The organism is Sphingomonas koreensis (genome assembly GCF_002797435.1).
Lineage (GTDB): Bacteria > Pseudomonadota > Alphaproteobacteria > Sphingomonadales > Sphingomonadaceae > Sphingomonas > Sphingomonas koreensis.
Window position 1 is genome coordinate 3,727,804 of the sequence record NZ_PGEN01000001.1, and the last position, 22,381, is coordinate 3,750,184.

The 22,381-nt window shown below is 65.4% G+C and carries 22 protein-coding genes, 1 tRNA gene and 1 pseudogene; 13 read left to right on the forward strand and 11 right to left on the reverse strand.

The genetic code is table 11. The features are described from left to right. Nucleotides 1–74: 74 nt before the first annotated feature. From BDW16_RS17810 to BDW16_RS17820, 3 genes and pseudogenes are all read right to left on the reverse strand, one after another. Nucleotides 75–344, reverse strand: a complete 270-nt coding sequence (locus BDW16_RS17810) for an SWIB/MDM2 domain-containing protein (protein ID WP_066574787.1) — start codon at nt 342–344, stop codon at nt 75–77. 40 nt (nt 345–384) lie between these two features. After that, a pseudogene (locus BDW16_RS17815) lies at nt 385–540 on the reverse strand (hypervirulence associated TUDOR domain-containing protein); the annotation flags it as partial. Nucleotides 541–687: 147 nt separating this feature from the next. After that, nucleotides 688–3,366: a TonB-dependent receptor gene (locus BDW16_RS17820; RefSeq protein WP_066574783.1), complete on the reverse strand. Its 2,679-nt coding sequence runs from the start codon at nt 3,364–3,366 to the stop codon at nt 688–690. A 221-nt stretch (nt 3,367–3,587) separates the two neighbouring features. Between BDW16_RS17820 and folE the strand changes: the two genes are divergently transcribed. The 6 genes from folE (at nt 3,588) to secA (ending at nt 8,938) form a co-directional block, all read left to right on the forward strand. Then, nucleotides 3,588–4,211 (forward strand): GTP cyclohydrolase I FolE, encoded by a 624-nt coding sequence (folE, locus tag BDW16_RS17825; RefSeq protein WP_066574776.1) that lies wholly within the window; start codon nt 3,588–3,590, stop codon nt 4,209–4,211. Beyond that, nucleotides 4,211–4,960, forward strand: a complete 750-nt coding sequence (locus BDW16_RS17830) for an SDR family oxidoreductase (protein ID WP_066574773.1) — start codon at nt 4,211–4,213, stop codon at nt 4,958–4,960. The genes folE and BDW16_RS17830 overlap by 1 nt, the downstream gene beginning before the upstream one ends. After that, nucleotides 4,953–5,309 carry a dihydroneopterin aldolase gene (locus BDW16_RS17835; protein WP_066574769.1) on the forward strand — a complete coding sequence of 119 codons (357 nt, stop codon included), beginning with the start codon at nt 4,953–4,955 and terminating at the stop codon, nt 5,307–5,309. The genes BDW16_RS17830 and BDW16_RS17835 overlap by 8 nt, the downstream gene beginning before the upstream one ends. A 17-nt stretch (nt 5,310–5,326) precedes the next feature. Further along, entirely contained in the window at nt 5,327–5,734 is a 408-nt protein-coding gene (locus BDW16_RS17840; protein WP_066574768.1) for an energy transducer TonB, read from the forward strand. A gap of 99 nt (nt 5,735–5,833) precedes the next feature. Beyond that, a complete protein-coding gene (locus BDW16_RS17845; protein ID WP_075152603.1) occupies nt 5,834–6,103 on the forward strand; it encodes a hypothetical protein in 270 nt (89 codons plus the stop codon). Nucleotides 6,104–6,199: 96 nt separating this feature from the next. Beyond that, nucleotides 6,200–8,938 (forward strand): preprotein translocase subunit SecA, encoded by a 2,739-nt coding sequence (gene secA, locus BDW16_RS17850; RefSeq protein WP_066574761.1) that lies wholly within the window; start codon nt 6,200–6,202, stop codon nt 8,936–8,938. Nucleotides 8,939–9,026: 88 nt separating this feature from the next. On the opposite strand, the gene BDW16_RS17855 is transcribed toward secA, so the two are convergent. The 4 genes from BDW16_RS17855 to moaA form a co-directional block, all read right to left on the reverse strand. Next, nucleotides 9,027–9,614 carry a CC0125/CC1285 family lipoprotein gene (locus tag BDW16_RS17855; RefSeq protein WP_066574759.1) on the reverse strand — a complete coding sequence of 196 codons (588 nt, stop codon included), beginning with the start codon at nt 9,612–9,614 and terminating at the stop codon, nt 9,027–9,029. A gap of 177 nt (nt 9,615–9,791) precedes the next feature. Next, nucleotides 9,792–9,866, reverse strand: a tRNA-Asn gene (locus tag BDW16_RS17860). Nucleotides 9,867–9,955: 89 nt separating this feature from the next. Then, a complete protein-coding gene (locus BDW16_RS17865) occupies nt 9,956–10,729 on the reverse strand; it encodes an NAD kinase (RefSeq protein WP_066574756.1) in 774 nt (257 codons plus the stop codon). After that, on the reverse strand, nt 10,726–11,724 hold the full coding sequence (gene moaA / locus BDW16_RS17870; RefSeq protein ID WP_066574754.1) for a GTP 3',8-cyclase MoaA: 999 nt from the start codon (nt 11,722–11,724) through the stop codon (nt 10,726–10,728). The genes BDW16_RS17865 and moaA overlap by 4 nt, the downstream gene beginning before the upstream one ends. Before the next feature lie 59 nt (nt 11,725–11,783). Between moaA and BDW16_RS17875 the strand changes: the two genes are divergently transcribed. Genes BDW16_RS17875 through BDW16_RS17885 form a run of 3 tightly spaced genes read left to right on the forward strand, consistent with a single transcriptional unit; the run spans nt 11,784 to nt 15,103 of the window. Further along, the gene (locus tag BDW16_RS17875) at nt 11,784–13,760 is read left to right on the forward strand and encodes a putative bifunctional diguanylate cyclase/phosphodiesterase (RefSeq protein WP_066574740.1); all 1,977 of its coding nucleotides are present in this window, start codon (nt 11,784–11,786) and stop codon (nt 13,758–13,760) included. Continuing rightward, a complete protein-coding gene (locus tag BDW16_RS17880) occupies nt 13,757–14,185 on the forward strand; it encodes a hypothetical protein (RefSeq protein WP_066574738.1) in 429 nt (142 codons plus the stop codon). The genes BDW16_RS17875 and BDW16_RS17880 overlap by 4 nt, the downstream gene beginning before the upstream one ends. Nucleotides 14,186–14,212: 27 nt before the next feature. Then, entirely contained in the window at nt 14,213–15,103 is an 891-nt protein-coding gene (locus BDW16_RS17885) for an alpha/beta fold hydrolase (protein ID WP_066574736.1), read from the forward strand. A gap of 3 nt (nt 15,104–15,106) precedes the next feature. On the opposite strand, the gene BDW16_RS17890 is transcribed toward BDW16_RS17885, so the two are convergent. From BDW16_RS17890 to purF, 3 genes are all read right to left on the reverse strand, one after another. Further along, complete coding sequence (locus BDW16_RS17890; protein WP_066574734.1) at nt 15,107–15,358, reverse strand: hypothetical protein; 252 nt, start codon at nt 15,356–15,358, stop codon at nt 15,107–15,109. 149 nt (nt 15,359–15,507) lie between these two features. Then, complete coding sequence (locus BDW16_RS17895) at nt 15,508–16,218, reverse strand: SDR family NAD(P)-dependent oxidoreductase (protein ID WP_066574731.1); 711 nt, start codon at nt 16,216–16,218, stop codon at nt 15,508–15,510. Nucleotides 16,219–16,223: 5 nt separating this feature from the next. Continuing rightward, nucleotides 16,224–17,675 (reverse strand): amidophosphoribosyltransferase, encoded by a 1,452-nt coding sequence (gene purF, locus BDW16_RS17900; RefSeq protein ID WP_066574729.1) that lies wholly within the window; start codon nt 17,673–17,675, stop codon nt 16,224–16,226. Nucleotides 17,676–17,809: 134 nt separating this feature from the next. Here purF and BDW16_RS17905 point away from each other — a divergent pair, with 134 nt between their 5' ends. Together BDW16_RS17905 and katG are read left to right on the forward strand one after the other, a co-directional pair. Then, entirely contained in the window at nt 17,810–18,058 is a 249-nt protein-coding gene (locus BDW16_RS17905) for a DUF7218 family protein (RefSeq protein WP_066574727.1), read from the forward strand. A gap of 128 nt (nt 18,059–18,186) precedes the next feature. Then, on the forward strand, nt 18,187–20,376 hold the full coding sequence (katG, locus tag BDW16_RS17910; protein WP_066574725.1) for a catalase/peroxidase HPI: 2,190 nt from the start codon (nt 18,187–18,189) through the stop codon (nt 20,374–20,376). Nucleotides 20,377–20,391: 15 nt separating this feature from the next. Here katG and BDW16_RS17915 read toward each other — a convergent pair whose 3' ends face one another. Continuing rightward, nucleotides 20,392–21,342 (reverse strand): DUF1028 domain-containing protein, encoded by a 951-nt coding sequence (locus BDW16_RS17915; protein ID WP_157926360.1) that lies wholly within the window; start codon nt 21,340–21,342, stop codon nt 20,392–20,394. A 171-nt stretch (nt 21,343–21,513) separates the two neighbouring features. On the opposite strand from BDW16_RS17915, the gene hisI reads away from it, so the two are divergent. Together hisI and BDW16_RS17925 are read left to right on the forward strand one after the other, a co-directional pair. After that, nucleotides 21,514–21,876, forward strand: a complete 363-nt coding sequence (gene hisI / locus BDW16_RS17920) for a phosphoribosyl-AMP cyclohydrolase (RefSeq protein WP_066574720.1) — start codon at nt 21,514–21,516, stop codon at nt 21,874–21,876. Next, nucleotides 21,873–22,373 (forward strand): hypothetical protein, encoded by a 501-nt coding sequence (locus BDW16_RS17925; protein ID WP_066574715.1) that lies wholly within the window; start codon nt 21,873–21,875, stop codon nt 22,371–22,373. Before hisI ends, BDW16_RS17925 begins: the two co-directional genes overlap by 4 nt. Nucleotides 22,374–22,381 lie beyond the last annotated feature (8 nt).

Below are 22,381 nucleotides of genomic sequence, written 5' to 3' on the forward strand. Positions count from 1 at the left end.
TGAAAAAAAAAAGCCCCCGAGGTGAACCTCGGGGGCTTTCCGCTGTCCTGACCGGCAGGCTTGCCGGTCGTGGATTAGCTGACGTGCTTGGCGATGTGCTTGTTCAGTTCGAACATCGTCGCCTTGTCACCGCCGAAGACCTTCTTCAGCTTGTCGTCGGCCAGGATCTCACGCTTGTTGGCGGGGTTCTGGAGATTGTTCTTCTTGATGTGATCCCACATCTTGCTGACGATCTCGCTGCGCGGCAGCGGGCCGGCGCCGACGATCGCGGCGAGGTCTGCCGAGGGGGTGACGGGCTTCGCGATGCCGCCACGGGCCCCGCCGGATGCCTTCTTTTCCGCCATATTTTCTTCTCCTCTGTGAGCCGGTGACAAGCCCCCGGGCTCAGATATGCTCCAGCGCCGACGGTTTGTGGGCTGCGTTCCCACCGTTGTCGCTGGAAACGATGTACTGTGGTTCTCTGTGCGATGCACGTACTTGATGGCCTTTCAAGGCCATAACGGGCGTTTGTTTGTGGAGAACTCGCCCTCTGAGGGCGCCTCCACGGCATTTGTTCGCCGCCGGGCCTGAACGGGCGGGCGCGGGGTTGGGTGATTCTCATCCTGAGGCCTAAACGGCGAAGGGCGCGCCCGGTTGCCCGGACGCGCCACTTTGCCGCCGGTATGCCCCGGCTGGTCCGATCTGGCCTTAGAACTTCACGCGCGCCTTCACACCGTAGAAGCGCGGCGGGGCGGGATAGACCGCGAAGCTGCTGCCCTGCTCGGGGATCGGGAAAGCAGTGATATTGTAATAGGTGTCGAAGAGGTTCTCGACATAGGCTTCGATTCCGAACCGGCCGCCTTCGCCGAAATTCAGGCCGACACGGGCGTTGACGATGCTGTAGCCGTCATTGGTGGTGTACGGCCGCGCGAGCGGATTGTTGATCGTGTTCGCATCGCTGTTCGTGCGCCAGTCGACATGGAACAGCGCGCCGACATTCTCGCTGATCTGCGGGGTCCAGGTCACCGCGCCGGTGATGACGTTGCGCGGCGAGTTGGTCAGCGGCTTGCCATTGTCCGAGCCGGCAAGCGGATCCTTCACCTCGGTGTCGAGCAAGGTGTAGTTGAGCGCGAAGGTCAGGTTCGAGCTGGGGCGGATCACCGATTCGAGCTCGATGCCCTTCGAGATCACCTTGGCGAAGTTGCGGGTGACGAAGCGCGTGCCTTCGAACGAGTTGTTCTGGTAGCCCTTGAACTCCTGATAGAAGCCCGCGAGGTTGATCTGGAGGCCGCGGATCGGGTTGCTCTTGATGCCGACTTCGAAGGCATCGACCAGCTCGTTGCCGAACTCGAGATCGCTGATCTGCGCGCCGTTACCGAAGATCGGATTGTTGGAGGCGTCCCGGCCGATGACCAACAGGCGGGAGTCGAACGAGCCGCGGTCGAGGTTGTAGCCGCCCGACTTGTAGCCGCGGTCATAGCCGCCATAGAGTAGATAGTTATCCGAGAGCTTGAACGCGAGCTTCGCGGTGCCAGTGAACTCGTCCTCGGTCCGCTTGCCGTTATACGCGCCGTTGAACTCCGAATTGATCGTCGGGTTGCAGGTATAGAGGTGCGCGAGCGCGAACAGACCTTGGGGGTTCGTCGCGCTTGCCCCCTGCGAGGCCAGCGCCTGCCGGAACAGCGCCGAGTTCGGATTGAGCCAGAAGCTGCACGACGGCACCGACGAGTTGAGGTTGGCGTCGATCTTCTTGGTCTCGCGGTTGTAGCGCAGACCCAGCGTCAGCGAGAGGTTGTCGGTGAAGTTGATGATGTTGTGGGTGAACAGCGCGAACGCCTGGGTATCGACCTTGTAGCGGTCGGCAACCTGACCCGCGCCGTCGGGTGTGCGCGGAATCGGCAGGAAGAAAGTGTCGCGAATGCCGGGATTTGCGAGGACGAACGCCTGCTGCGGTCCAGTGAGCTGCGAGAACGCGACCTGGCCGAACAGCGGCACCCCTGCACCCAGCGTTCCGAACAGCTGCGTGCCGTTAGGGAGGGGGAGGATAGGCTGCCCGAGTGCATTCCGGCTGGTGGTCAGCTGGCTGAAGAGGCCGTCGACGAACTGATCGGCCTGGGTGCCGTAACGCACCACGTCGGTCAGGTTCAGCTTCTCGTTGAGGTAGAAACCGCCGACGAGCCAGTCGAGCTTCCCGTCGAACGCGCTGCCCTTGAGGCGGAGTTCCTGGGTGAAATCCTTGATGCCCGTGCGGTAGCCGTCACGATAAGCGCGGTCGGCGCCGGAGAAGTCGATGTCCTGGCTGCGCACCGCGCGCCAGTCGCGATAAGCGGTGATCGAAGTGAGGGTGACGTCGCCCAGATTCCAGTCGAGCTGGCCTGAAACGCCCCATTCCTTGACCTTTTCGGTCAGGTTGCGGTTCGGCGATGTCGCCATCTGCCGCCCCTCGCGATCGAATGGCCGGACAATACCGACGCGGCCGGTTGCGCCACCCAGCGCAGGCGTTTGCGCCAGCGTGTTGATCAGATTGCTGGTGACGAAGCCAAGGAAGCCGCCCGCAGTGCTGGTATCGCGACCGGATGGGAACAGTTCGAAGCCTGATCCGGTGTTGATCGCGCCACAGCAGGCTTCGTCGGTTTCGGCATAGTCGCCAATCAGGCGGAAGGTGACGTCCGCGGTCTCGAATTTCGCCTGGCCCCGCACAAAATAGCGGTCGATATTGTTGAAGTCGCGGCCGGTGTTCGGATCGGTGATATAGCCGTCGCGCTTGTGGTAGCCGCCGTCCACGCGCAGCGCGAGCTGCTCGGTCACGCCGCCGGTGATGCCGCCCTTGACTTCGATCTCGTCATAGTTGCCGTAGCTCGCCTCGAGATAGCCGCCGAGGTCGAACGAAGGGCCCTGGGTAGTGATGCTGAGCGCACCGGCCGAAGTGTTGCGGCCGAACAGCGTTCCCTGCGGGCCGCGCAGTACTTCGACGCGATCGATCGGAGGCAGGTCGGACAGCGCAACGCCGGCGCGGGCGCGGAACACGCCGTCGATGAACACGCCCACCGCCGGTTCGAAACCGGGGTTGTCGCCCGCGGTACCGATCCCGCGGATACGCAGCACCACGCCTGTCGCAGCCGACTGGCCCGTGGTGACCTGAAGGCTCGGTGTCACCTGACGCAGCCCGCGAATGTCGCTGACGCCGGCATTTTCGAGCTGTTCGGCGCCGACGACGCTGACCGCGATCGGCACGTCCTGTGCCGCCTGGGCGCGGCCTGTGGCGGTGACGACGACGACTTCGTCCTCCTCGGCGGCGGGTGCAGCCGGGGCGGTATCCTGCGCAAAGGCGGGTGACGTGGCCATCAGCGCGATGGCAGACGCGGTGAGCAGTTGGAACTTCCGCATGAAAGGCCTCCTCTCTGGGGCGGTGCCGCTTCTTTGTCGGTCACCTGTGTGTGTTGTTGCGGAAGCTACCGTTCCCGGAATCCTTACGTCAACGTCAAATCACGCTAGGAATCCCGCGGAAATGCTTGCTATTCCGGTTCAGGCAGGGTTGTTGCCGAAGCGCAACACAGGCAGGCGTGCTTGCCGTAGCGTCACGCACAAAAGACAGGATTTGCAGGACGATGAGCTGTCACGATCACCACGAGCCCGGCGACGGCGATATCGTCGCTTCGCCGCCCAAGATCGCGGTCCCGGACGAGGTCGCGGAGGCGGTGCGCACGATTCTGCGCTGGGCAGGTGACGATCCGAGTCGAGAGGGGCTGCTCGATACGCCCAAACGCGTCGCACGCGCATGGAAGGAATATTGCCAGGGCTATGGCGAGGATCCCGCGCACCACCTCTCCCGGATCTTCGAGGAGGTCGGCGGTTATGACGAGATCGTTCTGCTGAAGGACATCCCGTTCCAGTCGCACTGCGAGCATCACATGGCGCCGATCATCGGCAAGGCATCGATCGCCTATTTGCCCCAGGACCATGTCGTCGGCATCTCGAAGCTGGCGCGCGTGCTCCACGCCTATGCGCGGCGGCTGCAGGTGCAGGAGCGGCTGACCGCGGAAGTCGCCGACTGTATCTGGAACCATCTCCACCCGCGCGGCGTCGCGGTGGTGATCGAGGCGAGCCATGCCTGCATGACCGCGCGCGGCGTGCGTACGCCGGGCGTCGGTATGGTCACCAGCCGGATGATGGGCGTGTTCCGCGAGGATGAGCGCAGCCGCAAGGAAGTGCTGGCGCTGATGGGCTATTGATGCGCGTTCTGGTCACCGGTGGCGCGCGCCGGATCGGCGCGGCAATCGTGCGGTATCTTGTCGCCGCCGGGCACAGCGTCGCGGTGCATCATCACGATTCGCATGACGAGGCCGAGGCGTTGGCGGCTGAACTGGGCGTTGCGCTCGTCACCGCCGATCTCGCCGACGCGGCGGATACGCGCGGATTGGTCCAGGCGGCGGCGGCGGCATTGGGCGGTCCGGTCGAAGGGCTGGTCAACAATGCCTCGCTCTTCGTCTGGGACGCGTTGCCGCTCGCGGACTATTCGGGGCTCGAGCGGCATATGCACGTCAACCTCGGCGCGCCGTTGCTGCTCGCTTCGGCGATGGCGTCGCAGACCGGCCTTGGCGACGGCGCGATCGTCAATCTGCTCGACCAGAAGCTGGAGAACCCGAACCCGGATTTTCTCACCTATACCCTGAGCAAGGCGGGACTGGCCGAGGCAACGCGGCTGCTTGCGATGGCGCTCGCGCCACGTATCCGCGTCAATGCGGTCTCGCCCGGAATTTCGTTGCCGAGCCTCGACCAGAGCGAAGCGGAATTTGCTGCGGTCGCGTCGTGCAACCTGCTGGAACGGCGCGTGGACCTGGTGGACATCGCGCGCACGGTCGAGCATCTGCTCACCGTGCGCAGCATCACCGGCCAGAATGTCTTTGTCGATTGCGGCCAGCGTTTCGTGCGGCGTGAAGGGGACGTGATGTTTGAGGGGCGAGTGCGCCCCGATGGTTGAGTATACGATCCTGCTCGAGGGGCTCGAAGTCACGATCGGTCTCGGCATCCACGATCACGAGCGCGCAGCACCCCAGCGGGTCGCCGTCAGCGTGTGGCTGACCTGTGCCTATGACGCGGTGCCCGCGGACCTGATCGAGGCGGTGGTCGATTACGACTATCTGCGTGCGGGAATCCGCGCGCTGGCCGCGGCGCGGCATATCGAACTGCAGGAGACGCTATGCGAAGAAGTCGCGCGGCTCGCGCTTGCCGCTGATCCGCGGGTGCGTTCGGTCAAGGTTCGGTCGATGAAGCTCGACGTCTATCCCGATGCGCGCGTAGGATGCGAAGTCGAACGAATGCGCGATTGATCTGGGGGATTGGATCGATGTTGCAGGCTATTCTGGTCGCATTGTTGGTCGCGGCCCAGTCGTCGCCACCGATACGTCCCGCGCCGTTTCCCGCGTCACGCCCGACGCCCACGGCACCGATCGCCGCCATCGATAACCCGACTGGAGACGAGCGGCCGCGTCTCACCTTCCTGCCCAATCCCAGCACCTACTACCCGCCCGCCGCGCTTGCGGAGGAGCGTGAAGGAACGACATCGCTGCGCTGCACCTTGACCCAGGAAGGCACGCTGATCGATTGCGGCGTGCACCAGAGTTCGGGGTCAGCGGACCTCGATACCGCCGCCTTCCAGATCGCTGCACGTGCGCGCTACACGCCGATGCGCGTGGCGGGGGAAGTGGTGAGGGCGTCGGTGGTCCTGCCGGTGCGTTGGGTGATTGGCGACTGATTTTCGAGTTTTTGGGTTGGAGGAAGCCGACTCCCGCCCTATGTCCTGCACGTTCCGCCGTTCAGCGGCGGGCAACATGGGGTTGTTACAGGGTACATCGTGCAATTGCTGCTGTTCCTTTCCGCTCTGCTGGCGGGTCTTACCGGCGCTTTCGCCGGCGACCGTGATCTGCGTGCGGCGCAGCGGCAAAGCGAGACGGCGATCACCCGTGCCGCTGAAGTCGCCGCGGAGGCGATTGCCGCCGTCGCCAAGGCCAGCGCCGCGATCCCCACCGCAATACCGCAGCGGCCCGCCGCAGCGCTCTTCGCAATTCATGACGCGCCGGCACTTCGTCCCGCGCGCCTGACCAGCGAGCGCCGGCTGGAATAGCCGCGCCGCCGCCTCCGGGCGGTCTTTTCGTACACCGAATCCTTGCGTCCGCGATGCGGGCGCGCATCCCGCAATTTCATATGACTGGAATCCATCATGCTCGGCGGTTTGGCCAAATCCCTATTCGGCTCGTCCAACGACCGTTACGTCAAAGGCCTGGGGGCGATCGTTCAGAAGATCGCGGGCTTCGAGCCAGCGCTGCAGGCGTTGTCCGACGAGGAGCTTGCGGCGCAGACCGTGAAGTTCCGCGAGCGGCTGGCCAATGGCGAGAAGCTCGACTCGATTCTTCCCGAAGCCTTCGCCACGGTGCGCGAGGCGTCGCGCCGTGTGCTCGGCATGCGTCATTTCGACGTGCAGATGATCGGTGGCATCGTGCTTCACCGTGGCGAGATCGCCGAGATGCGAACGGGCGAGGGCAAGACGCTGGTGGCGACGCTCGCCACCTATCTGAATGCGCTGCCGGCGCAGGGCGTGCACGTCATCACGGTCAACGACTATCTCGCCCGCCGCGACGCTGAGTGGATGGGACAGATCTACAAGTTCCTCGGCCTGACTGTAGGCGTGATCGTCCCCAACCTCGCCGATCACCAGCGCCGCGAAGCCTATGCCGCGGACATCACCTACGGCACCAACAACGAGTTCGGCTTCGACTATCTGCGCGATAACATGAAGTATGAGCGCGCATCGATGGTGCAGCGCCCGTTCGCGATGGCAATCGTCGATGAGGTCGATTCGGTTCTCATCGACGAAGCACGCACCCCGCTGATCATCTCGGGCCCGACCGACGACAAGTCCGAACTCTATATCGGCGTCGATGCGATCGTGAAGCAACTCGATGACAGCTTGTACGAGAAGGACGAGAAGCAGAAGAGCGTCGTCCTGACCGAGGAGGGGATCGAGACCGCCGAACGGATGCTAGAGGCTGCCGGACTGCTTCAGGGTGCGAACCTCTACGATTTCGAGAACACGCAGGTGGTCCACCACCTCAACCAGGCGTTGCAGGCGAACGTCATGCGCAAGCGCGACATCGACTACGTCGTCAAGGACGGCAAGGTCATCATCATCGACGAATTCACCGGCCGCATGATGGACGGCCGCCGCTGGTCGGACGGCCTGCATCAGGCTGTCGAGGCCAAGGAAGGCGTGAACATCGAGCCGGAGAACCAGACGCTCGCCTCGATCACCTTCCAGAATTACTTCCGCATGTACCCGAAGCTCTCGGGCATGACCGGCACGGCGGCGACCGAGGCGCCCGAATTCTTCGACATCTATAAGATGAACGTGGTCACCATCCCGACCAACAAGCCCGTGCAGCGCGTCGATCAGGACGACGAGTTCTACAAGACCCAGCAGGACAAGTTCATCGCGATCGCGCGCTCGATCAAGGAGCATGCGGCGAAGGGCCAGCCGGTGCTGGTCGGTACCGTCTCGATCGAAAAGTCGGAGCTGCTGTCCGAGTATCTTGCCAAGGAGGGCGTCGATCACTCGGTGCTCAATGCGCGCCAGCACGAGAACGAAGCGCACATTGTCGCGCAGGCCGGCCGCCTGGGCGCGGTGACGATCGCCACCAACATGGCCGGCCGCGGCACCGACATTCAGCTTGGCGGTAACGTCGAGTTCCGCATCGAGGACGAGCTCAAGGACATGGCCGAAGGGCCGGAGCGCGATGCCGCGATCGAGCAGATCAAGGCCGAGGTTTCGGCCGAGAAGCAGAAGGTGCTCGAAGCCGGGGGGCTGTTCGTGCTCGGCACCGAGCGGCATGAGAGCCGTCGCATCGACAACCAGCTGCGCGGCCGTTCGGGCCGTCAGGGCGATCCGGGCCTCAGCCGCTTCTACCTGAGCCTCGACGACGATCTGCTCCGCATCTTCGGCCCGGACACGCTGTTCGCCAAGATGATGCGCAACAACATCGCCGACGGCGAGGCGATCGGCAGCAAGTGGCTGACCAAGGCGATCGAGACCGCGCAGAAGAAGGTCGAGGCGCGCAACTACGACATTCGCAAGCAGGTCGTCGAATATGACGACGTCATGAATGACCAGCGCAAGGTGGTGTACGAACAGCGCTCAGACATCATGGACGCCGAGACTGTCGGCGATGTCGTCGAGGACATGCGTGCCGAGACGGTCAACGACATCGTCGGTCGCTCGTGCCCGCCGGAAACCTACCCGGAGCAGTGGGATGTCGAAGGCCTCAAGGAAAGCGTCCAGAAGACGCTGGGCGTCGAGGCGCCGATCGAGGCGTGGATCGCCGAGCAGGACGGGATCGAGCCCGAGGACGTCGAGAACAAGATTCGCGCGCTGGCCGATGCGAGGGTGAAGGCGAAGTCCGACGATCTCGACCCGGAAACCTGGATGCAGATCGAAAAGTCGATCCTGCTGCAGAATCTGGACCATCACTGGAAGGAGCATCTCGGCATGCTCGATGCGCTGCGCCAGGTGGTCCACCTGCGCGCCTATGCGCAGAAGACGCCGATCAACGAGTATAAGCAGGAAGCGTTCGCGATGTTCGAGCGCATGCTCGGCAACATCCGCGAGGATGTGACCCGCACGCTCGCCTGGGCCGAGTTCCAGTTCTCGCCGCCGCCCGAACTTCCCGAGCTGCCGGACTTCCTGACGACGCATATCGATCCGCTCACCGGTATCGACAACAGTGCCGACTGGGATGCCGGCGCCGCCGGGCTGATCTCGAACGAACTGCCCGCGTTGCAGATTCCGCGCCCGGATGCTGAAGCGCTGGGTGACGATCCCGCGCAATGGGTGGGCCGTGTCAGCCGCAACGCACCGTGCCCCTGCGGCTCGGGCAACAAGTACAAGCACTGTCACGGCGCGCTGTGAGCTACGTTAGCTCCTCTTCGGAGGGGCTGGAATAGAAAAGGGCCGTCCGATCTCCCGGACGGCCCTTTTTGCTTGTCTTCGGCTCGGTTCAGCGCGGGCGCGGCGGCTGGCTGATCGACGGGCCCAGATTCTCAAGCACTTCGCGTGCGCTGAACGCACGGACATTGTCGGGTTTGCGGCCGCGGCCGACGACGATCTCGGCACTCGCCTCGTAGCGATCAACCGTGCGGACATCGATGTCGCGGTCCCAGAAGGGATCGCCATAGAAGGGGCTCCAGCCGCGCCAGCCCCAGCGCGGGCTGTAATAGCGCCACGACGGACCCCAATAGCCCCACGGCCCCGGCCCGAACGGCCGGTCGACATAGGTCCGCGTCTTCTTTTCGGTGTCGCGGTCGGAAAGGGTGAAATAGTCGAAGCCGCGCTCCACGGTCAGCTGGGCGGCGCGGTAGAGCAGATAGCGCTCGACCGTCTCGCGCGAGGTGAGGCTGTTGCCTGCGAAGGTGACGCGGAACCGGTCGCTTTCGATCTGCTCGTCCCAATATCCGGTGCGGTAGGAACCGCTGCCGGTGGCGGGCTGATAGGGCGTGGGCGTCGCGCAGGACGCAAGCACCGATGCCGACGCGAGAGCGAGGGCAAGCGCCGCGACCCGCGACCGGCGGGACTGACTGGTGCGCATGATATTCCTCCTAATCAACTGCGGCGACTCGTGCCGATATGTGGTTGTAACGAATAGTGTAACGCAAATGTCCATTCGCTGAACGTCATTCAAGGAACGGAATGGCGCGCGCATACCCGTAACGGCCCGGAACCGATCGGGGCCGATCACGCGAAATGGCGATTTGGGAGGAATCGCTGGCTCCCTGAGTAGGATTCGAACCTACGGCCGCTCGATTAACAGTCGAGAGCTCTACCGCTGAGCTATCAGGGAACAACAGCGAGCGGCGCCTATACGAGGGGGTTTCAGGCTTGGCAAGCGGGTGCGGACAACAATTTTGGAAAGATTCTGGCGGATGCTTGCTAAGCGACGAACTGCTCCATCGTGATCCGGTCGTCCAGCGCATGTTCGGGGTCGAACAACAGCGTCAGATCACGCTTGGGATCGATCTCGATGTCGACGCGGGCGACGTCGCGGACTTCGCGCTGATCGGCGACTGCGCTCACCGGACGTTTGCCCGGATCGAGCACCTGCAGCGAGATTCGCGTCTTTTCGGGAAGGATCGCGCCGCGCCATCGCCGCGGGCGGAACGGGCTGATCGGGGTCAGGGCCAGCATTTGCGAGCCCAGCGGCAGGATCGGCCCGTGCGCCGAGAGGTTGTACGCCGTCGATCCCGCGGGGGTGGCCACCAGAATGCCGTCGCAGACCAGTTCGGGCAGCACGATGCGATCGTTCACGGTCACTTCGAGCTTGGCGGTCTGGCGCGTCTCGCGCAGCAGCGACACCTCATTGATCGCGGGCAGCACATGCGTGTCGCCCTCGACCGTGGTCGCGGTCATCACCAGCGGGGTCACCCTGAACGGTCGCGCGCGGGCAAGGCGTGCGTCGAGCCCGTCGGGCCGCCACTCGTTCATCAGAAAGCCGATCGTCCCGAGATTCATCCCGAATACCGGCAGGTTGCGATGCTTCTCCAGCAGCATGTGCAACGTCTGAAGCATGAACCCGTCGCCACCCAGTGCGACGATCATCTCGGCTTCGTCGGGATGCACCCAGTCATGGGCGGCGAGCAGCTCGTGCGCGGCGACCTCGGCGGGGTTGGTGGGGGAAGCGACGAGCGCCCGGCGGATACCGCTCATCCGCCGGTCACGCTCATGTAGCGGCCGACGGCGGGGCCTGCGCCGCGCGCGACGCTGAAGTCATGCCGCGCCGGCTTGGCGGCGAGCGCTTCATCGATTGCGGCATCGAGCGCCGTCAGGCCCCCTTCGCGAATGGCGGTCTTCAGATCGACATGGTCTTCATGACCGAGACAAGTGAACAGCTTCCCCTCCGTGGTCAGCCGCACGCGGTTGCAGCTTTCGCAGAAATTGCCGGTAAGCGGCGAGATCAATCCCAATCGCGCGCCGGTCTCTGCGACCTGCCAATACCGTGCAGGGCCGCCGCTGCGGTGCGGGTCGGGCGACAATGTGAAGCGGCGCGACAGATCGTCGAACACTTCGGTCAGCGGCAGGAAACGGTCCGCCCGATCCTCATCGATCGCGCCGAGCGGCATCGTCTCGATCAACGTCAGGTCCATGCCCGAAGCGCCCGTCCAGGCGAGCATCGGCGCGATCTCGGCCTCGTTGAGCCCCTTGAGCGCGACCATGTTGATCTTGACCGACAGCCCAGCCGTGCGGGCGGCGGCGATGCCGTCCAGCACCTGCTGGAGATCGCCGTGGCGGGTGATGTGGCGGAACGTCTCCGGATCGCGGCTGTCGAGGCTGACGTTGATCCGCCGGATGCCTGCCTGCACGAGCGGCCCGGCATATTCGGCCAGCCGCATGCCGTTGGTGGTCAATGTCAGTTCGTCGAGCCCCGATCCGACATGCCGCCCCAGCCGGCGCACCAGATCGATCACGTCGCGGCGCACCAGGGGTTCGCCGCCGGTCAGCCGGATCTTGGCGACGCCCCGTGCGATGAAGCGTTCGGCGATCAGTGCGATCTCTTCGAGCGCAAGCAATTCGCTGCGCGGAAGGAAGGTCATCTTCTCGGCCATGCAATAGCGGCAGCGCAGATCACACCGATCGGTTACCGATACCCTGAGGTAGCGGATCGTGCGGCCGTGACGGTCGATCAGGGCGGGCGCGGTCGCCATGAAATATGCAGCTAAGCCGTTGATGACTTCGCAGCAAGCCTTGGGTTAGGTTGATTCGGATGACCGACCTCGCGCCCATTCAAGCCACGCCGATGACCGGGCGCGAACGGCCGGTTTTCCTGCTGTCGTTTCGTCAGCGTGACGAGCTTGCCGCGCTTGCCGCCGGGGCAGGATGGCGGGTCGTCGCAGCGCGCCGTGCCGACGGTGCCGAGCGGCGGCTGCTGGCGAGCGGGGCCGCGGTTGCGGTGGTCGATGCGCGCGGCGCAGTCGAGGAGGGGTTGGCCGCAGTGCGCGCGTTAGCAGGTGTCGCCGGGGCGACCGGCGGCGCATTGCTTGCGCTGGTTTCGCGCAACGATGCAGCCCGTCTCGGGGAATTCTACGACGCCGGCGCCACGCACTTCCTCGCCAGCCCGATGCGCGAAGCGGAATTCGTCCAGGCGCTTCGCTTTGCCGCGCGGCATGCGGAGCGCGTTGGAGGAGAAGGGCCGGTGATCGTGGGCGATGCCGAGCCGTTGGGCTGGCGCTACGATCCCGCGCTGGCTTCGGTCCAGGTCACGCCCGCGCTCGCAGCGTTGCTGGGGTTGGCGGAGCAGCCTTCGGTGCACGCCATGTTGCGCCGGGTGGACGCGAGCGACCGGGGGGCGCTGCGCGCCGCATTCGGCCGCCTGCGCGACGGGCTTTCGGCGACCGCCTTCGCGCACGAGCTCAAGGGGGCGGGCCGCGTCGTCGAGCATCTGCAGCACGACCAGCGCACGGGACGGATCCACGCGCTGATCGAGCGGCTGGCCGAGGTCGATGCCGGAGCCGCCGTACGCGATGCGCTGTCAGGCGTGCATGACGGTGCAGGGGTGCGCCGCTGGATCGAACGGCGGTTGAGCGACGGTCAACCGGTGGGCGTCGTCCTCGCGGCACTGAACCGGTTCGAGATGGTCAACACCGCCTATGGCCGTCCGGCGGGGGACGCGCTGCTGCGCGCCGCATCGGGCCGGCTTGGCGAGGCAGCGCGCGAGGTGCTGGGCCGGCATTTTGTCGCAGCAAGGATCGCGGGCCCCGAGTTCGTCGTCGCATCCGAGAGCGCTGCACCGGAGTTGCTTGCGTCGGTCGCTGCGCGCGTCGGCGAGGCACTGTCCAGGCCGTTCGTGATCGGCGACGAGATCATGCCGCTCGGCGCGCGCACTGCAGTGGCGCTCTCCGAACCCGACGACAGCGCCGCGGAGCTGCTGCGCCGTGCCAGCGATGCGCTGGCCGGAAACGATGCCGCCCCGGGGTCGGTGCCGCTCGACACGCTCGCGCTCGACCTGCGCCGCGCGATGGAAGCGGGAGAGATCGAGCTGCGTTTCCAGCCGCAGGTTGCCGTTTCGGCAGGTGCGATCGTCGGGGTCGAGGCGCTCGCCCGGTGGCGCCATGCTTCGGGCGAGATCGGCGCGGAGATGCTGTTTGCAGCGGCGGCGCGAGGAGGGCTCGAACTGGCGCTGTCGGAACATGTACAGCGGCTCGCGCTGGATCAGGCCGCACACTGGCCCGCGGCGCTGCGGGCGCTTCGCCTCTCGGTGAACGTCACCGCTGCGGATGTCGCACGGAGCAATTTCGCAGATCTGTTCCTCGACTGGGTGGACGCGAGCGGATTTCCGCGCAGCCGCCTCACGGTCGAGATCACCGAGGGCGGGCTGATCGGCGACCTCAGCGAGGCGGCGCGCCTGCTCGCCGTGCTGCGCACGGCGGGATGCCGGGTCGCGATCGACGATTTCGGGACCGGCTATTCCAGCCTAGCCTATCTCAAGGCGCTTCCGCTCGACTATCTCAAGATCGACCGCAAGCTCACCCAGGACATCACCGGTTCGGCGCGAGACCGGGTGGTGGTGCGCGGGGTGATCGACATGGCGCGTTCGCTGGGCCTCGCGGTCGTTGCCGAAGGGGTGGAGACGCAGGAGCAGCTCGAACTGCTCGCCAAGGAAGGGTGCCAGTTCTATCAGGGCTATCTCTGCGCCGAACCCCTGACCCTGATCGAGCTGGACACGCTGGTGGAGGCGCAATGAACGATCCGCAGGATGTGACCGGGGTCTGGTACGGCCGCTACTTCGCCTCGTCCGCCGGGGTCGAGGAGAACAGCTTCATCGCGCATCTGGACGAGATGGCAGGCGACGTGAGTGGGACGATCACCGAGCCGGACACGACCTGGATGGAGGAGGTCCGCCGCGCCTTTGTCGATGGCGACCGGATGGGAAGCCGGCTGCGCTTCATGAAGCAGTACGATCCGGCGGGGCCGCTTGCGCATTCGGTCGCCTATGCCGGTACGATCAGCGACGACGGCACCGAAGTTACCGGAGAATGGCGGTTTTCGGGCTATCACGGCAGCTTCGTGATGAACCGCGAGACCTTTCGCGCGGAAGAACTCGACGAGGAAGTCGCGGCAGACGAGGGTATCGTGATCGAGATGGACGAGCCGATTCCTCCCCGATAGTTTCGCCCGAAACCGGGAGAAACTGCCATGATTCACCGCCGCGGCCTGTTCGCGTTCGTCGCCCTGCTGTTCGCTGCCATGTTGACGGCGGCACCCGCCACGGCGAAGGGGTTCGCCTCCTCCCGCATCACGGTGACGGTCGAAGGGGAGGGCAAGGACGTCATCCTCATCCCGGGCCTCAGCTCCAGCCCGCGCGTGTGGACGGAGATGATCGCCGCGACTCCCGGCTATCGCTGGCACAAGGTGCTGGTCCATGGTTTCGCCGGAACCGGCAAGGGCGGCAACGCCGAAGGCAATGTCGCCGCGCCGGTGGCGGAAGAGATCGCCCGCTATATCGCCGAGCAGAAGCTGGGTCCGGTCGCCGTGATCGGCCATTCGATGGGCGGGACGATGGGGATGATGCTCGCCGCGCGCCATCCCGCCAGCGTGTCGAAGCTGATGGTCGTCGACATGTTCCCGTTCATGGGCGCGATGTTCGGCGGGCCCAACGCGACACCCGAGACGCTTAAGCCGATCGCCGAAGGCATCATGACCAGCATGCGGACGGCCCCCGAAGACGCCTATGCCAAGCGGCTCGAGCAGACGATCGCTTCTATGGTCGCGACCGAGAGCATGCGCGCCGGCGCGCTCGAGGATTCGATGAAGTCCGACCGCGACGTCGCGGCGCGTGCCTATGGCGAGCTCGTCATGACCAATTTGATGCCCGAGCTGCCAAAGGTCACTGCGAAGACGCTGGTACTCTATGTGACGCCGAGAGGCGCGCCGGTCACCGACGCGCAGATCGACGGCTATTATCAGGCATCTTACGCGCCCCTGAAGGGCGCGACGCTCAAGCGCGTTCCCGACGCCGCGCACTTCCTGATGTGGGACAATGCGCCCTTCTTCCAGAACGAGGTGAAGGCGTTCCTCGCGGAGTAGGGATCAGGCGTCGATCGCGGCCGGCTGGGCAATCCGGCCGCCGGTGCCGGCAAGCGCGGCCAGCGCCGCACGCAGTATCAGGCGCCGTTCGAACCGCGCCTGGTGCGAGCGGCCCCAGCGGAACACGCTCTGCGCGCCGCGAAGCTCGCTGCGGATTCGTTCGGCGACGCGCCGCAATTCACGCATGGTAGGGAGACGCCCCTCGGCGATGCAGGCGATGATCTCCGGGGCGATAGTCGCTGGCGGCGAATACATTCCTGCTCTCCCTTTCGGGCATTAGCTAGGAAGCGATCCGCAGATCGGAAGGGCGAGCCAGTCGCAATTGCGATGAACCGAGTCCGATTGGGCCCGAGCGGCGAGGTTCAGGAGTCCGGTGCCGCGATTCAGCCAAGCTCAATCAAACTCTAGTCGAGCGCTTCGAATGCCCCGGTCTCGAAGTCCTCGGCCAACATCGCGACGATCCGCTCGGCCACCGCTTCGGGCGGCTTGACGCTCTCGGGCGCTTCGCCCGGATAGGCGCGCGCGCGCATCTTGGTGCGGGTGGCGCCGGGATTGAGCAGGGCGACGCGCACCCTGGTCAGGTTGCGCACTTCCTCGCCATAGCTCAGCACGAGATTCTCGAACGCCGCCTTGGTCGCCCCGTACAGGCCCCAGAAGGCGCGCGGCGTGCGCGCGACGGTTGAGGTAAGTCCGATCACCCGACCATTGTCGGCCTTGCGCAGCAGCGGATCGAACGCACCGATCAGCGCCGCCTGTGCGCTGACATTGAGCGCCAGCGTCTTGGCGACTTCCTTGGGGTCGAAGGCGGAGATCGCCGACAGCGTGCCGAGCGCGGCGGCATTGAGCACCAGCAGGTCGAGCTTGCCCCAGCGTTCGGCCACGGCGGCGGCGAGGCGCGGGATCGAATCGGTCTCGAGCAGGTCCATCGGCGCGATGGTGGCAGATCCGCCCGCCGCGAAGATCGCTTCCTCGACTTCCTCGAGGCCGCCGGCGGTGCGAGCGGTCAGCACGACATGCGCGCCCTGCGCGGCAAGCGCGATCGCGGTCGCCGCGCCGATGCCGCGGCTCGCGCCGGTGACGAGCGCGACGCGCCCTGCAAGGGTCTGTTCGGTCATGGAGGTCAGGCCGGTTCGTCGAGAAGGGCGAGCTGGCTCACGGCCTGCTCATTATGGTCGGTCAGCTGCGTCGGATACTCGCCGGTGAAGCAGGCATCGCAATATTTGGGCAGCACCCGGGTCCGCTCCGCCTCGCCCAGCGCGCGGTACAGACCGTCGATCGACACGAAGGCGAGGCTGTCGGCCTTGATGAACTCGGCCATGCCAGCCACGTCCATCTTGGCGGCGAGCAGCTTGGAGCGCTCGGGCGTGTCGACGCCGTAGAAGCAGCTGTGCGTCGTCGGCGGGCTGGCGATGCGCATATGCACTTCGGCGGCGCCGGCTTCGCGCATCATCTCGACGATCTTGAGGCTGGTGGTGCCGCGCACGATCGAATCGTCGATCAGCACGATGCGCTTGCCCTGGATCAGGTCGCGATTGGCGTTGTGCTTGAGCTTGACGCCGAGGCGGCGGACTTCCGCGCTCGGCTGGATGAAGGTGCGGCCGACATAGTGCGAGCGGATGATGCCGAGTTCGAACGGTATACCCGATTGCTGGGCATAGCCGATGGCGGCGGGCACGCCCGAATCGGGCACCGGCACGACCAGATCGGCATCGATCCCGGATTCGATTGCGAGCTGCGCGCCGATCGCCTTGCGCACGCCATAGACCGAACGGTTCTGCGCGATCGAATCGGGGCGGCTGAAATAGACCCATTCGAAGATGCACGGGCGCGGCGCGATCGCGGTGAAGGGGCGGATCGAGCGCAGCTCGCCGTCCTGAACGATCACCAGCTCGCCCGGATCGATCTCGCGGACGAAATCGGCGCCGACCACGTCGAGCGCGACCGTTTCCGACGCAAAGATGTACGCGTCGCCCAGCTTGCCCATGACCAGCGGGCGGATGCCCAGCGGGTCGCGGCACGCGATCATGCCCTCGGGCGTCATGCAGATCAGCGAATAGGCGCCCTCGATCTGCTTCAGTGCGTCGATGAAGCGGTCGAGCAGGTCCTTGTATCCGCTGGTCGCGACCAGGTGGATGATCGTCTCGGTGTCCGATGTGGACTGGAAGATCGAACCGCGCTGGATCAGCTCGCGGCGCACGTGCAGCGCGTTGGAGATGTTGCCGTTATGCGCCACCGCGAAGCCGCCGTTCGCCAGCTCGGCATAGAGCGGCTGGACGTTGCGCATTCCCGAATCGCCAGTCGTCGCGTAGCGGACATGGCCGCAGGCAACGCTGCCCGACAGCGTACGCATCACCTCGTCGCGGTCGAAATTGCCCGCGACATGGCCCATCGCGCGATGGCTGTGGAAATGGGTGCCGTCCCAGCTCGTGATCCCGGCGGCCTCCTGGCCGCGGTGCTGGAGCGCATGGAGGCCAAGCGCGACCAGTGCAGCCGCACCGTCGGCGCCGGAAACGCCGAAGATGCCGCACTCTTCGCGCAGCTTGTCGTCATCAAACGGATTCGTGGTCAGCATCGGCCCTTCGCGGGGGAATCGTTGGTCGATGGGCGCGCATATAGGCGCTCGATCGGCACTTGTCGCCCTTTTGTAACATCAACCATCGGACCTCACCGTTTCCATTTGCGTTAGAGACCCGAAGGAGACCGGAAATGGCCAAGGATCACGGGCCTCAGATCAAGGACGATTCGCTCTACGAGAAGCTGAGAGAGGAAGGCGCATCGAAGGAAAAGGCTGCGCGGATCGCCAATGCGAAGGCCGAAGGATCGCTCGACCATGACAGCACGCACCTCGAGAATCGCAGCAAGGAAACACTGTATGCGGAAGCGAAGGAGATTGGCATCGAGGGCCGGTCGGACATGACGAAGGACGAGCTGATCGAGGCGATCCGCGATCATTGATCGAATATGTCAAAACGGGTCCTATTGATCGATTTTCCCGCTGGCACTGACCTGTTTATCTCGTTTTGGTCGCGGCGAGCGTTCGCTTAGCCTCCCTCCAGAACCACATCATAAGGAGGGATCAGCACATGGACGCGAAGACCGGATCGATCGACGGCGGCGGCTGCCCGTTCAACGGCGGCGTTCGCGCCCTGCTCGGGCGCACCAACCGCGACTGGTGGCCCGAAATGCTGGCTACCGAAATCCTCAACCCCAATGGCCCGTCAAACCCGATGGGTCCCGATTTCGACTATGCGGAGGCCTTCAAGCAACTGGATTACGCTGCGCTCAAGGCGGACCTGACCGCGCTGATGACCGACAGCCAGCCCTGGTGGCCGGCGGACTATGGGCATTACGGCCCGTTCTTCATCCGCATGGCCTGGCACGCGGCGGGCACCTATCGCACCGCGGACGGCCGCGGCGGCGCCAATAGCGGGCAGCAGCGCTTTGCGCCGCTCGACAGCTGGCCCGACAACGGCAATCTCGACAAGGCGCGCCGCCTGCTGTGGCCGATCAAGCGCAAATACGGCAAGCATATCAGCTGGGCCGATCTGTTCATCCTGACCGGCAATGTCGCGATCGAAAGCATGGGCGGTCCCGTGTTCGGCTTTGGCGGCGGCCGCGCCGACGTGTTCGAGCCGGAACGCGACATCTATTGGGGCTCCGAGGACAAATGGGTGAATGAGGGCGTCCAGACCCGCATCGATCCCGACAAGGGCATGGAGGCGCTTGAGGGGCCGCTCGCCGCGATCCAGATGGGCCTGATCTACGTCAATCCGGAGGGGCCGGGCGGCGTGCCCGATCCGCTGGCCTCTGCGCGGGACATCAAGGCGACGTTCGAGCGCATGGCGATGAACCATGAGGAGACCGTCGCACTGACCGCCGGCGGCCACACCTTCGGCAAGGCGCATGGCAATGGCGACGCCTCGCTGCTCGGCGCTGCGCCCGCGGGCGGCGACCTTGCCGCACAGGGCTTTGGCTGGGTCAGCAGCCATGAAAGCGGCGGCATCGGCGAGCATGCCGTGACCAGCGGTATCGAGGGTGCCTGGGTCAACACGCCGACGGAGTGGAGCGAGAATTATTTCCGCCTGCTGCTCGACTATGATTATGAACTGGTCCGCTCGCCCGCGGGGGCGCAGCAGTGGCAGCCGGTGAACCAGAAGGAAGAGGACATGGCCCCCGCGGCGCATGACCCTTCAAAGAAGGTGCCGACGATGATGACCACCGCCGACATGGCGCTCAAGATGGACCCGGAGTTCCGCGTCATCAGCGAGAAGTTCCGCAACGACCATGAAGCGTTCAAGGACGCCTTTGCCCGCGCCTGGTTCAAGCTGTGCCATCGCGACATGGGGCCCAAGGTCCGCTATCTCGGCCCGGAAGTGCCCGCCGAAGACCTGATCTGGCAGGATCCGATCCCCGCCGGCACCATGCCGTCCGACGCCGAGGTCGCCGCGGTAAAGGCGAAGATCGCCGCCAGCGGCCTGACGGTCAGCCAGCTCGTCAAGACCGCCTGGGCCTCGGCCAGCACCTATCGCAAGTCAGACCATCGCGGCGGCGCGAATGGCGCGCGCGTCCGGCTCGCCCCGCAAAAGGACTGGGAGGTCAACGAGCCCGCGATGCTCGCCAGGGTGCTCCAAACACTCGACGGGCTGCGCGGCAGCCTGTCGATGGCCGACGCCATCGTGCTCGGCGGCGTGGTCGCGCTGGAAAAGGCGATCAAGGACGCTGGCTTCAGCGTCGCCGTCCCGTTCACCGGTGGCCGCGGTGACGCGACCGCGGAACAGACCGACGCCGACAGCTTCGAGGTGATGGAGCCGCAGGCGGACGCCTTCCGTAACTATCTGCCGAAGAAGCTGGCGGTGAAGACCGAGGAGATGATGCTGGACCGCGCCTCGCTGCTCGGCCTGTCAGTGCCGGAGATGACGGTGCTGATCGGCGGCCTGCGCGTACTCGGCGCCAATCACGGCGAGCGCGGCCATGGCCATTTCACCAAACGCTCCGGCCAGCTCACCAACGACTTCTTCGTCAACCTGCTCGACATGACCAATGTCTGGAAGGCCGTGGATGGCTCGGACGACGAAGAATATGTCGCGACCGACCGCACCAGCGGCGGCGAGACCTGGCGTGCCAGCCGTGCCGACCTGATCTTCGGGTCGAACTCCGAACTGCGTGCGGTGGCGGAGGTCTATGCGGAGACCGGGCATGAGGAGAAGTTCGTCAAGGACTTCGTCGCAGCCTGGACCAAGGTGATGAACGCGGACCGATTCGACCTCGCCTGAGCGACGTCGATGCGATCAGGGGCGGCCGCGGCGTGAAGCTGCGGCCGCTTCGCATTTGCCGGACGCCGATCCGGCGAGCGGCGCGTAGAAAGGGTCCTTCCGTTCGATTCCGGCCCAGACTGGGTTGAGGGTGGCGAAGGTGGTGAAGGCCCGGCAAGCCCGATCCGTGTCGCCCATCGTCAGCGACAGGCGCGTGATCCGGCGCCAGATCCGGTCCCATCCCGGCCCAAGCAGTGCGGCCTTGGTCATGTAGCGCACGGTCTCTTCCTTGTTGCCCTTCCGCCACGCGCGTTCGGCGTCGATCATCGCATCGTTCGCGCGGCGCATGCCCAGCAGGCGCTCCAACTCGGTGATGGGCGCGGCGGCGGCGTCGACTCTGAAGTCGACATCCTGCCAGCCGCCCTCGATCGTGCGGACTAGTAGAGCGGCCGATAGGCGCCCGTTGGTCTGGCCGCCCGCTGCCTCTCCTGCCTGGATCGCCGCAAGCAGGCGCTCGGCGAGCGGTCCCTTCGTCTTCAGGAAGGAGTCGCGGATCGCGGTCAGCACGGCTTCGCCGGCAAGGCCGTTGCCCTGGACGCTGTAGCCCTGGCCGGTCAGCGTCCCGGACCAGCCCGACGCCAGCGCCTCCGTACCAGTATAGGCAACGCCCGGCGCGTTCAGCCGGACCACGCCGACCTGGCGATAGCCGATGTCCTGCCCCTCGAAATTCCCGTCCCCGTCCAGCAGCGCCTTCAGCGTCGCGTCCGCCGCCTGGCCTTGCGCCAGCAGTGCCAGCCCTTTGGGGCCATAGCTCGGGTTGGTCTCAAACTGGGTGGCGATCGCGCCCACCCCGGCCTGAGCATAGATGACGCTGGCCCCGACGGCGAGGTTGTTGGTCGCCACCGCGGCGCCGCATGCCCGTGTTTCGTCGCAGGCGATGATCGAAAAGGTTGCCGACGCCTTGGCAGGCAGAAGCAGTAGCCCCAAGCTTGCCAGTATCAGACCCGATTTCATTCCCGGCATCCTCCCCTTGGCGAACCGCAAACTTGCCTTGACGCGGCGTTATTCCGCTACGGTGCGAAAGCAAAGCGGGTATTGCGAACGGCACAGGACATGTCGGGGATGACGGCTGGCGCGGGTTGGCGCTAACAAGACCGCATGACCGACCCGCGCGACTCCACCCTGACCCTCAACCCCAAATATGATGCCAACGGCCTCATCACCGCCGTCGCCACCGACGTCGCGACCGGCGAACTGCTCATGCTCGCGCATATGAATGCCGATGCGCTGGCGAAGACGCTGGAGAGCGGGGAGGCGTGGTTCTGGTCGCGCAGCAAGGGGCGGCTGTGGAAGAAGGGCGAAAGCTCCGGCAACGTCCTGCGCGTGGTCGAGGCGCGGATCGACTGCGATCAGGATGCGCTGTGGCTTAAGGTCGATGCTGCTGGTCCCGCCTGTCACACCGGCGAGCGCAGCTGCTTCTTCCGGCGGATCGAGAGCGGCGCGCTGGTGCGCGACGCATGAGGCTTGCGGTTGCGGCGCTGTTCCTCCTTGCCGCCTGCTCGGGTGGCGGGCACGGGAATCAGTCCGCCACGCCCCAGGACCTCGAGTCCGCTGCGATCGAACGCGGCCTCGTCCGCGATCCGGCGGAGACCGATCTGACCGGCCTCTACGCGCGCGATACCGACCGGGTCTGTGTCGTCCGGAAGGGCGACAGCTACCGCATCGGCGCGTTCGTCGACTATGGCGATGGCCTGTCGTGCACCGGCACCGGCGCCGTCACGCGATCAGGTGAGACGCTGGCGGTGACGCTCACCGGCAAGAACGGCGTCAGCTGCTCCTTCGACGCCCGCTTCGATGGCGAACATATCCGCTTCCCCGCGACGGTGCCGCCCGAATGCGCCAAATTCTGCGGCCCACGCGCGTCCTTCGCCGCGCTGGATGCCGAACGGCTGAGCGGATCGGCGGCCGAAGCACGGGCATTGCGCAGCGCCGAAGGAAAGCGGCTTTGCGACGATTGACGTTAACG

Coding starts and splice junctions, on each gene's coding strand:
- BDW16_RS17810 (WP_066574787.1), bottom strand. CDS start 344: ATGGCGGAAAAGAAGGCATCCGGCGGGGCCCGTGGCGGCATCGCGAAG.
- BDW16_RS17820 (WP_066574783.1), bottom strand. CDS start 3,366: ATGCGGAAGTTCCAACTGCTCACCGCGTCTGCCATCGCGCTGATGGCC.
- folE (WP_066574776.1), top strand. CDS start 3,588: ATGAGCTGTCACGATCACCACGAGCCCGGCGACGGCGATATCGTCGCT.
- BDW16_RS17830 (WP_066574773.1), top strand. CDS start 4,211: ATGCGCGTTCTGGTCACCGGTGGCGCGCGCCGGATCGGCGCGGCAATC.
- BDW16_RS17835 (WP_066574769.1), top strand. CDS start 4,953: ATGGTTGAGTATACGATCCTGCTCGAGGGGCTCGAAGTCACGATCGGT.
- BDW16_RS17840 (WP_066574768.1), top strand. CDS start 5,327: ATGTTGCAGGCTATTCTGGTCGCATTGTTGGTCGCGGCCCAGTCGTCG.
- secA (WP_066574761.1), top strand. CDS start 6,200: ATGCTCGGCGGTTTGGCCAAATCCCTATTCGGCTCGTCCAACGACCGT.
- BDW16_RS17855 (WP_066574759.1), bottom strand. CDS start 9,614: ATGCGCACCAGTCAGTCCCGCCGGTCGCGGGTCGCGGCGCTTGCCCTC.
- BDW16_RS17865 (WP_066574756.1), bottom strand. CDS start 10,729: ATGAGCGGTATCCGCCGGGCGCTCGTCGCTTCCCCCACCAACCCCGCC.
- moaA (WP_066574754.1), bottom strand. CDS start 11,724: ATGGCGACCGCGCCCGCCCTGATCGACCGTCACGGCCGCACGATCCGC.
- BDW16_RS17875 (WP_066574740.1), top strand. CDS start 11,784: ATGACCGACCTCGCGCCCATTCAAGCCACGCCGATGACCGGGCGCGAA.
- BDW16_RS17880 (WP_066574738.1), top strand. CDS start 13,757: ATGAACGATCCGCAGGATGTGACCGGGGTCTGGTACGGCCGCTACTTC.
- BDW16_RS17885 (WP_066574736.1), top strand. CDS start 14,213: ATGATTCACCGCCGCGGCCTGTTCGCGTTCGTCGCCCTGCTGTTCGCT.
- BDW16_RS17890 (WP_066574734.1), bottom strand. CDS start 15,358: ATGTATTCGCCGCCAGCGACTATCGCCCCGGAGATCATCGCCTGCATC.
- BDW16_RS17895 (WP_066574731.1), bottom strand. CDS start 16,218: ATGACCGAACAGACCCTTGCAGGGCGCGTCGCGCTCGTCACCGGCGCG.
- purF (WP_066574729.1), bottom strand. CDS start 17,675: ATGCTGACCACGAATCCGTTTGATGACGACAAGCTGCGCGAAGAGTGC.
- BDW16_RS17905 (WP_066574727.1), top strand. CDS start 17,810: ATGGCCAAGGATCACGGGCCTCAGATCAAGGACGATTCGCTCTACGAG.
- katG (WP_066574725.1), top strand. CDS start 18,187: ATGGACGCGAAGACCGGATCGATCGACGGCGGCGGCTGCCCGTTCAAC.
- hisI (WP_066574720.1), top strand. CDS start 21,514: ATGACCGACCCGCGCGACTCCACCCTGACCCTCAACCCCAAATATGAT.
- BDW16_RS17925 (WP_066574715.1), top strand. CDS start 21,873: ATGAGGCTTGCGGTTGCGGCGCTGTTCCTCCTTGCCGCCTGCTCGGGT.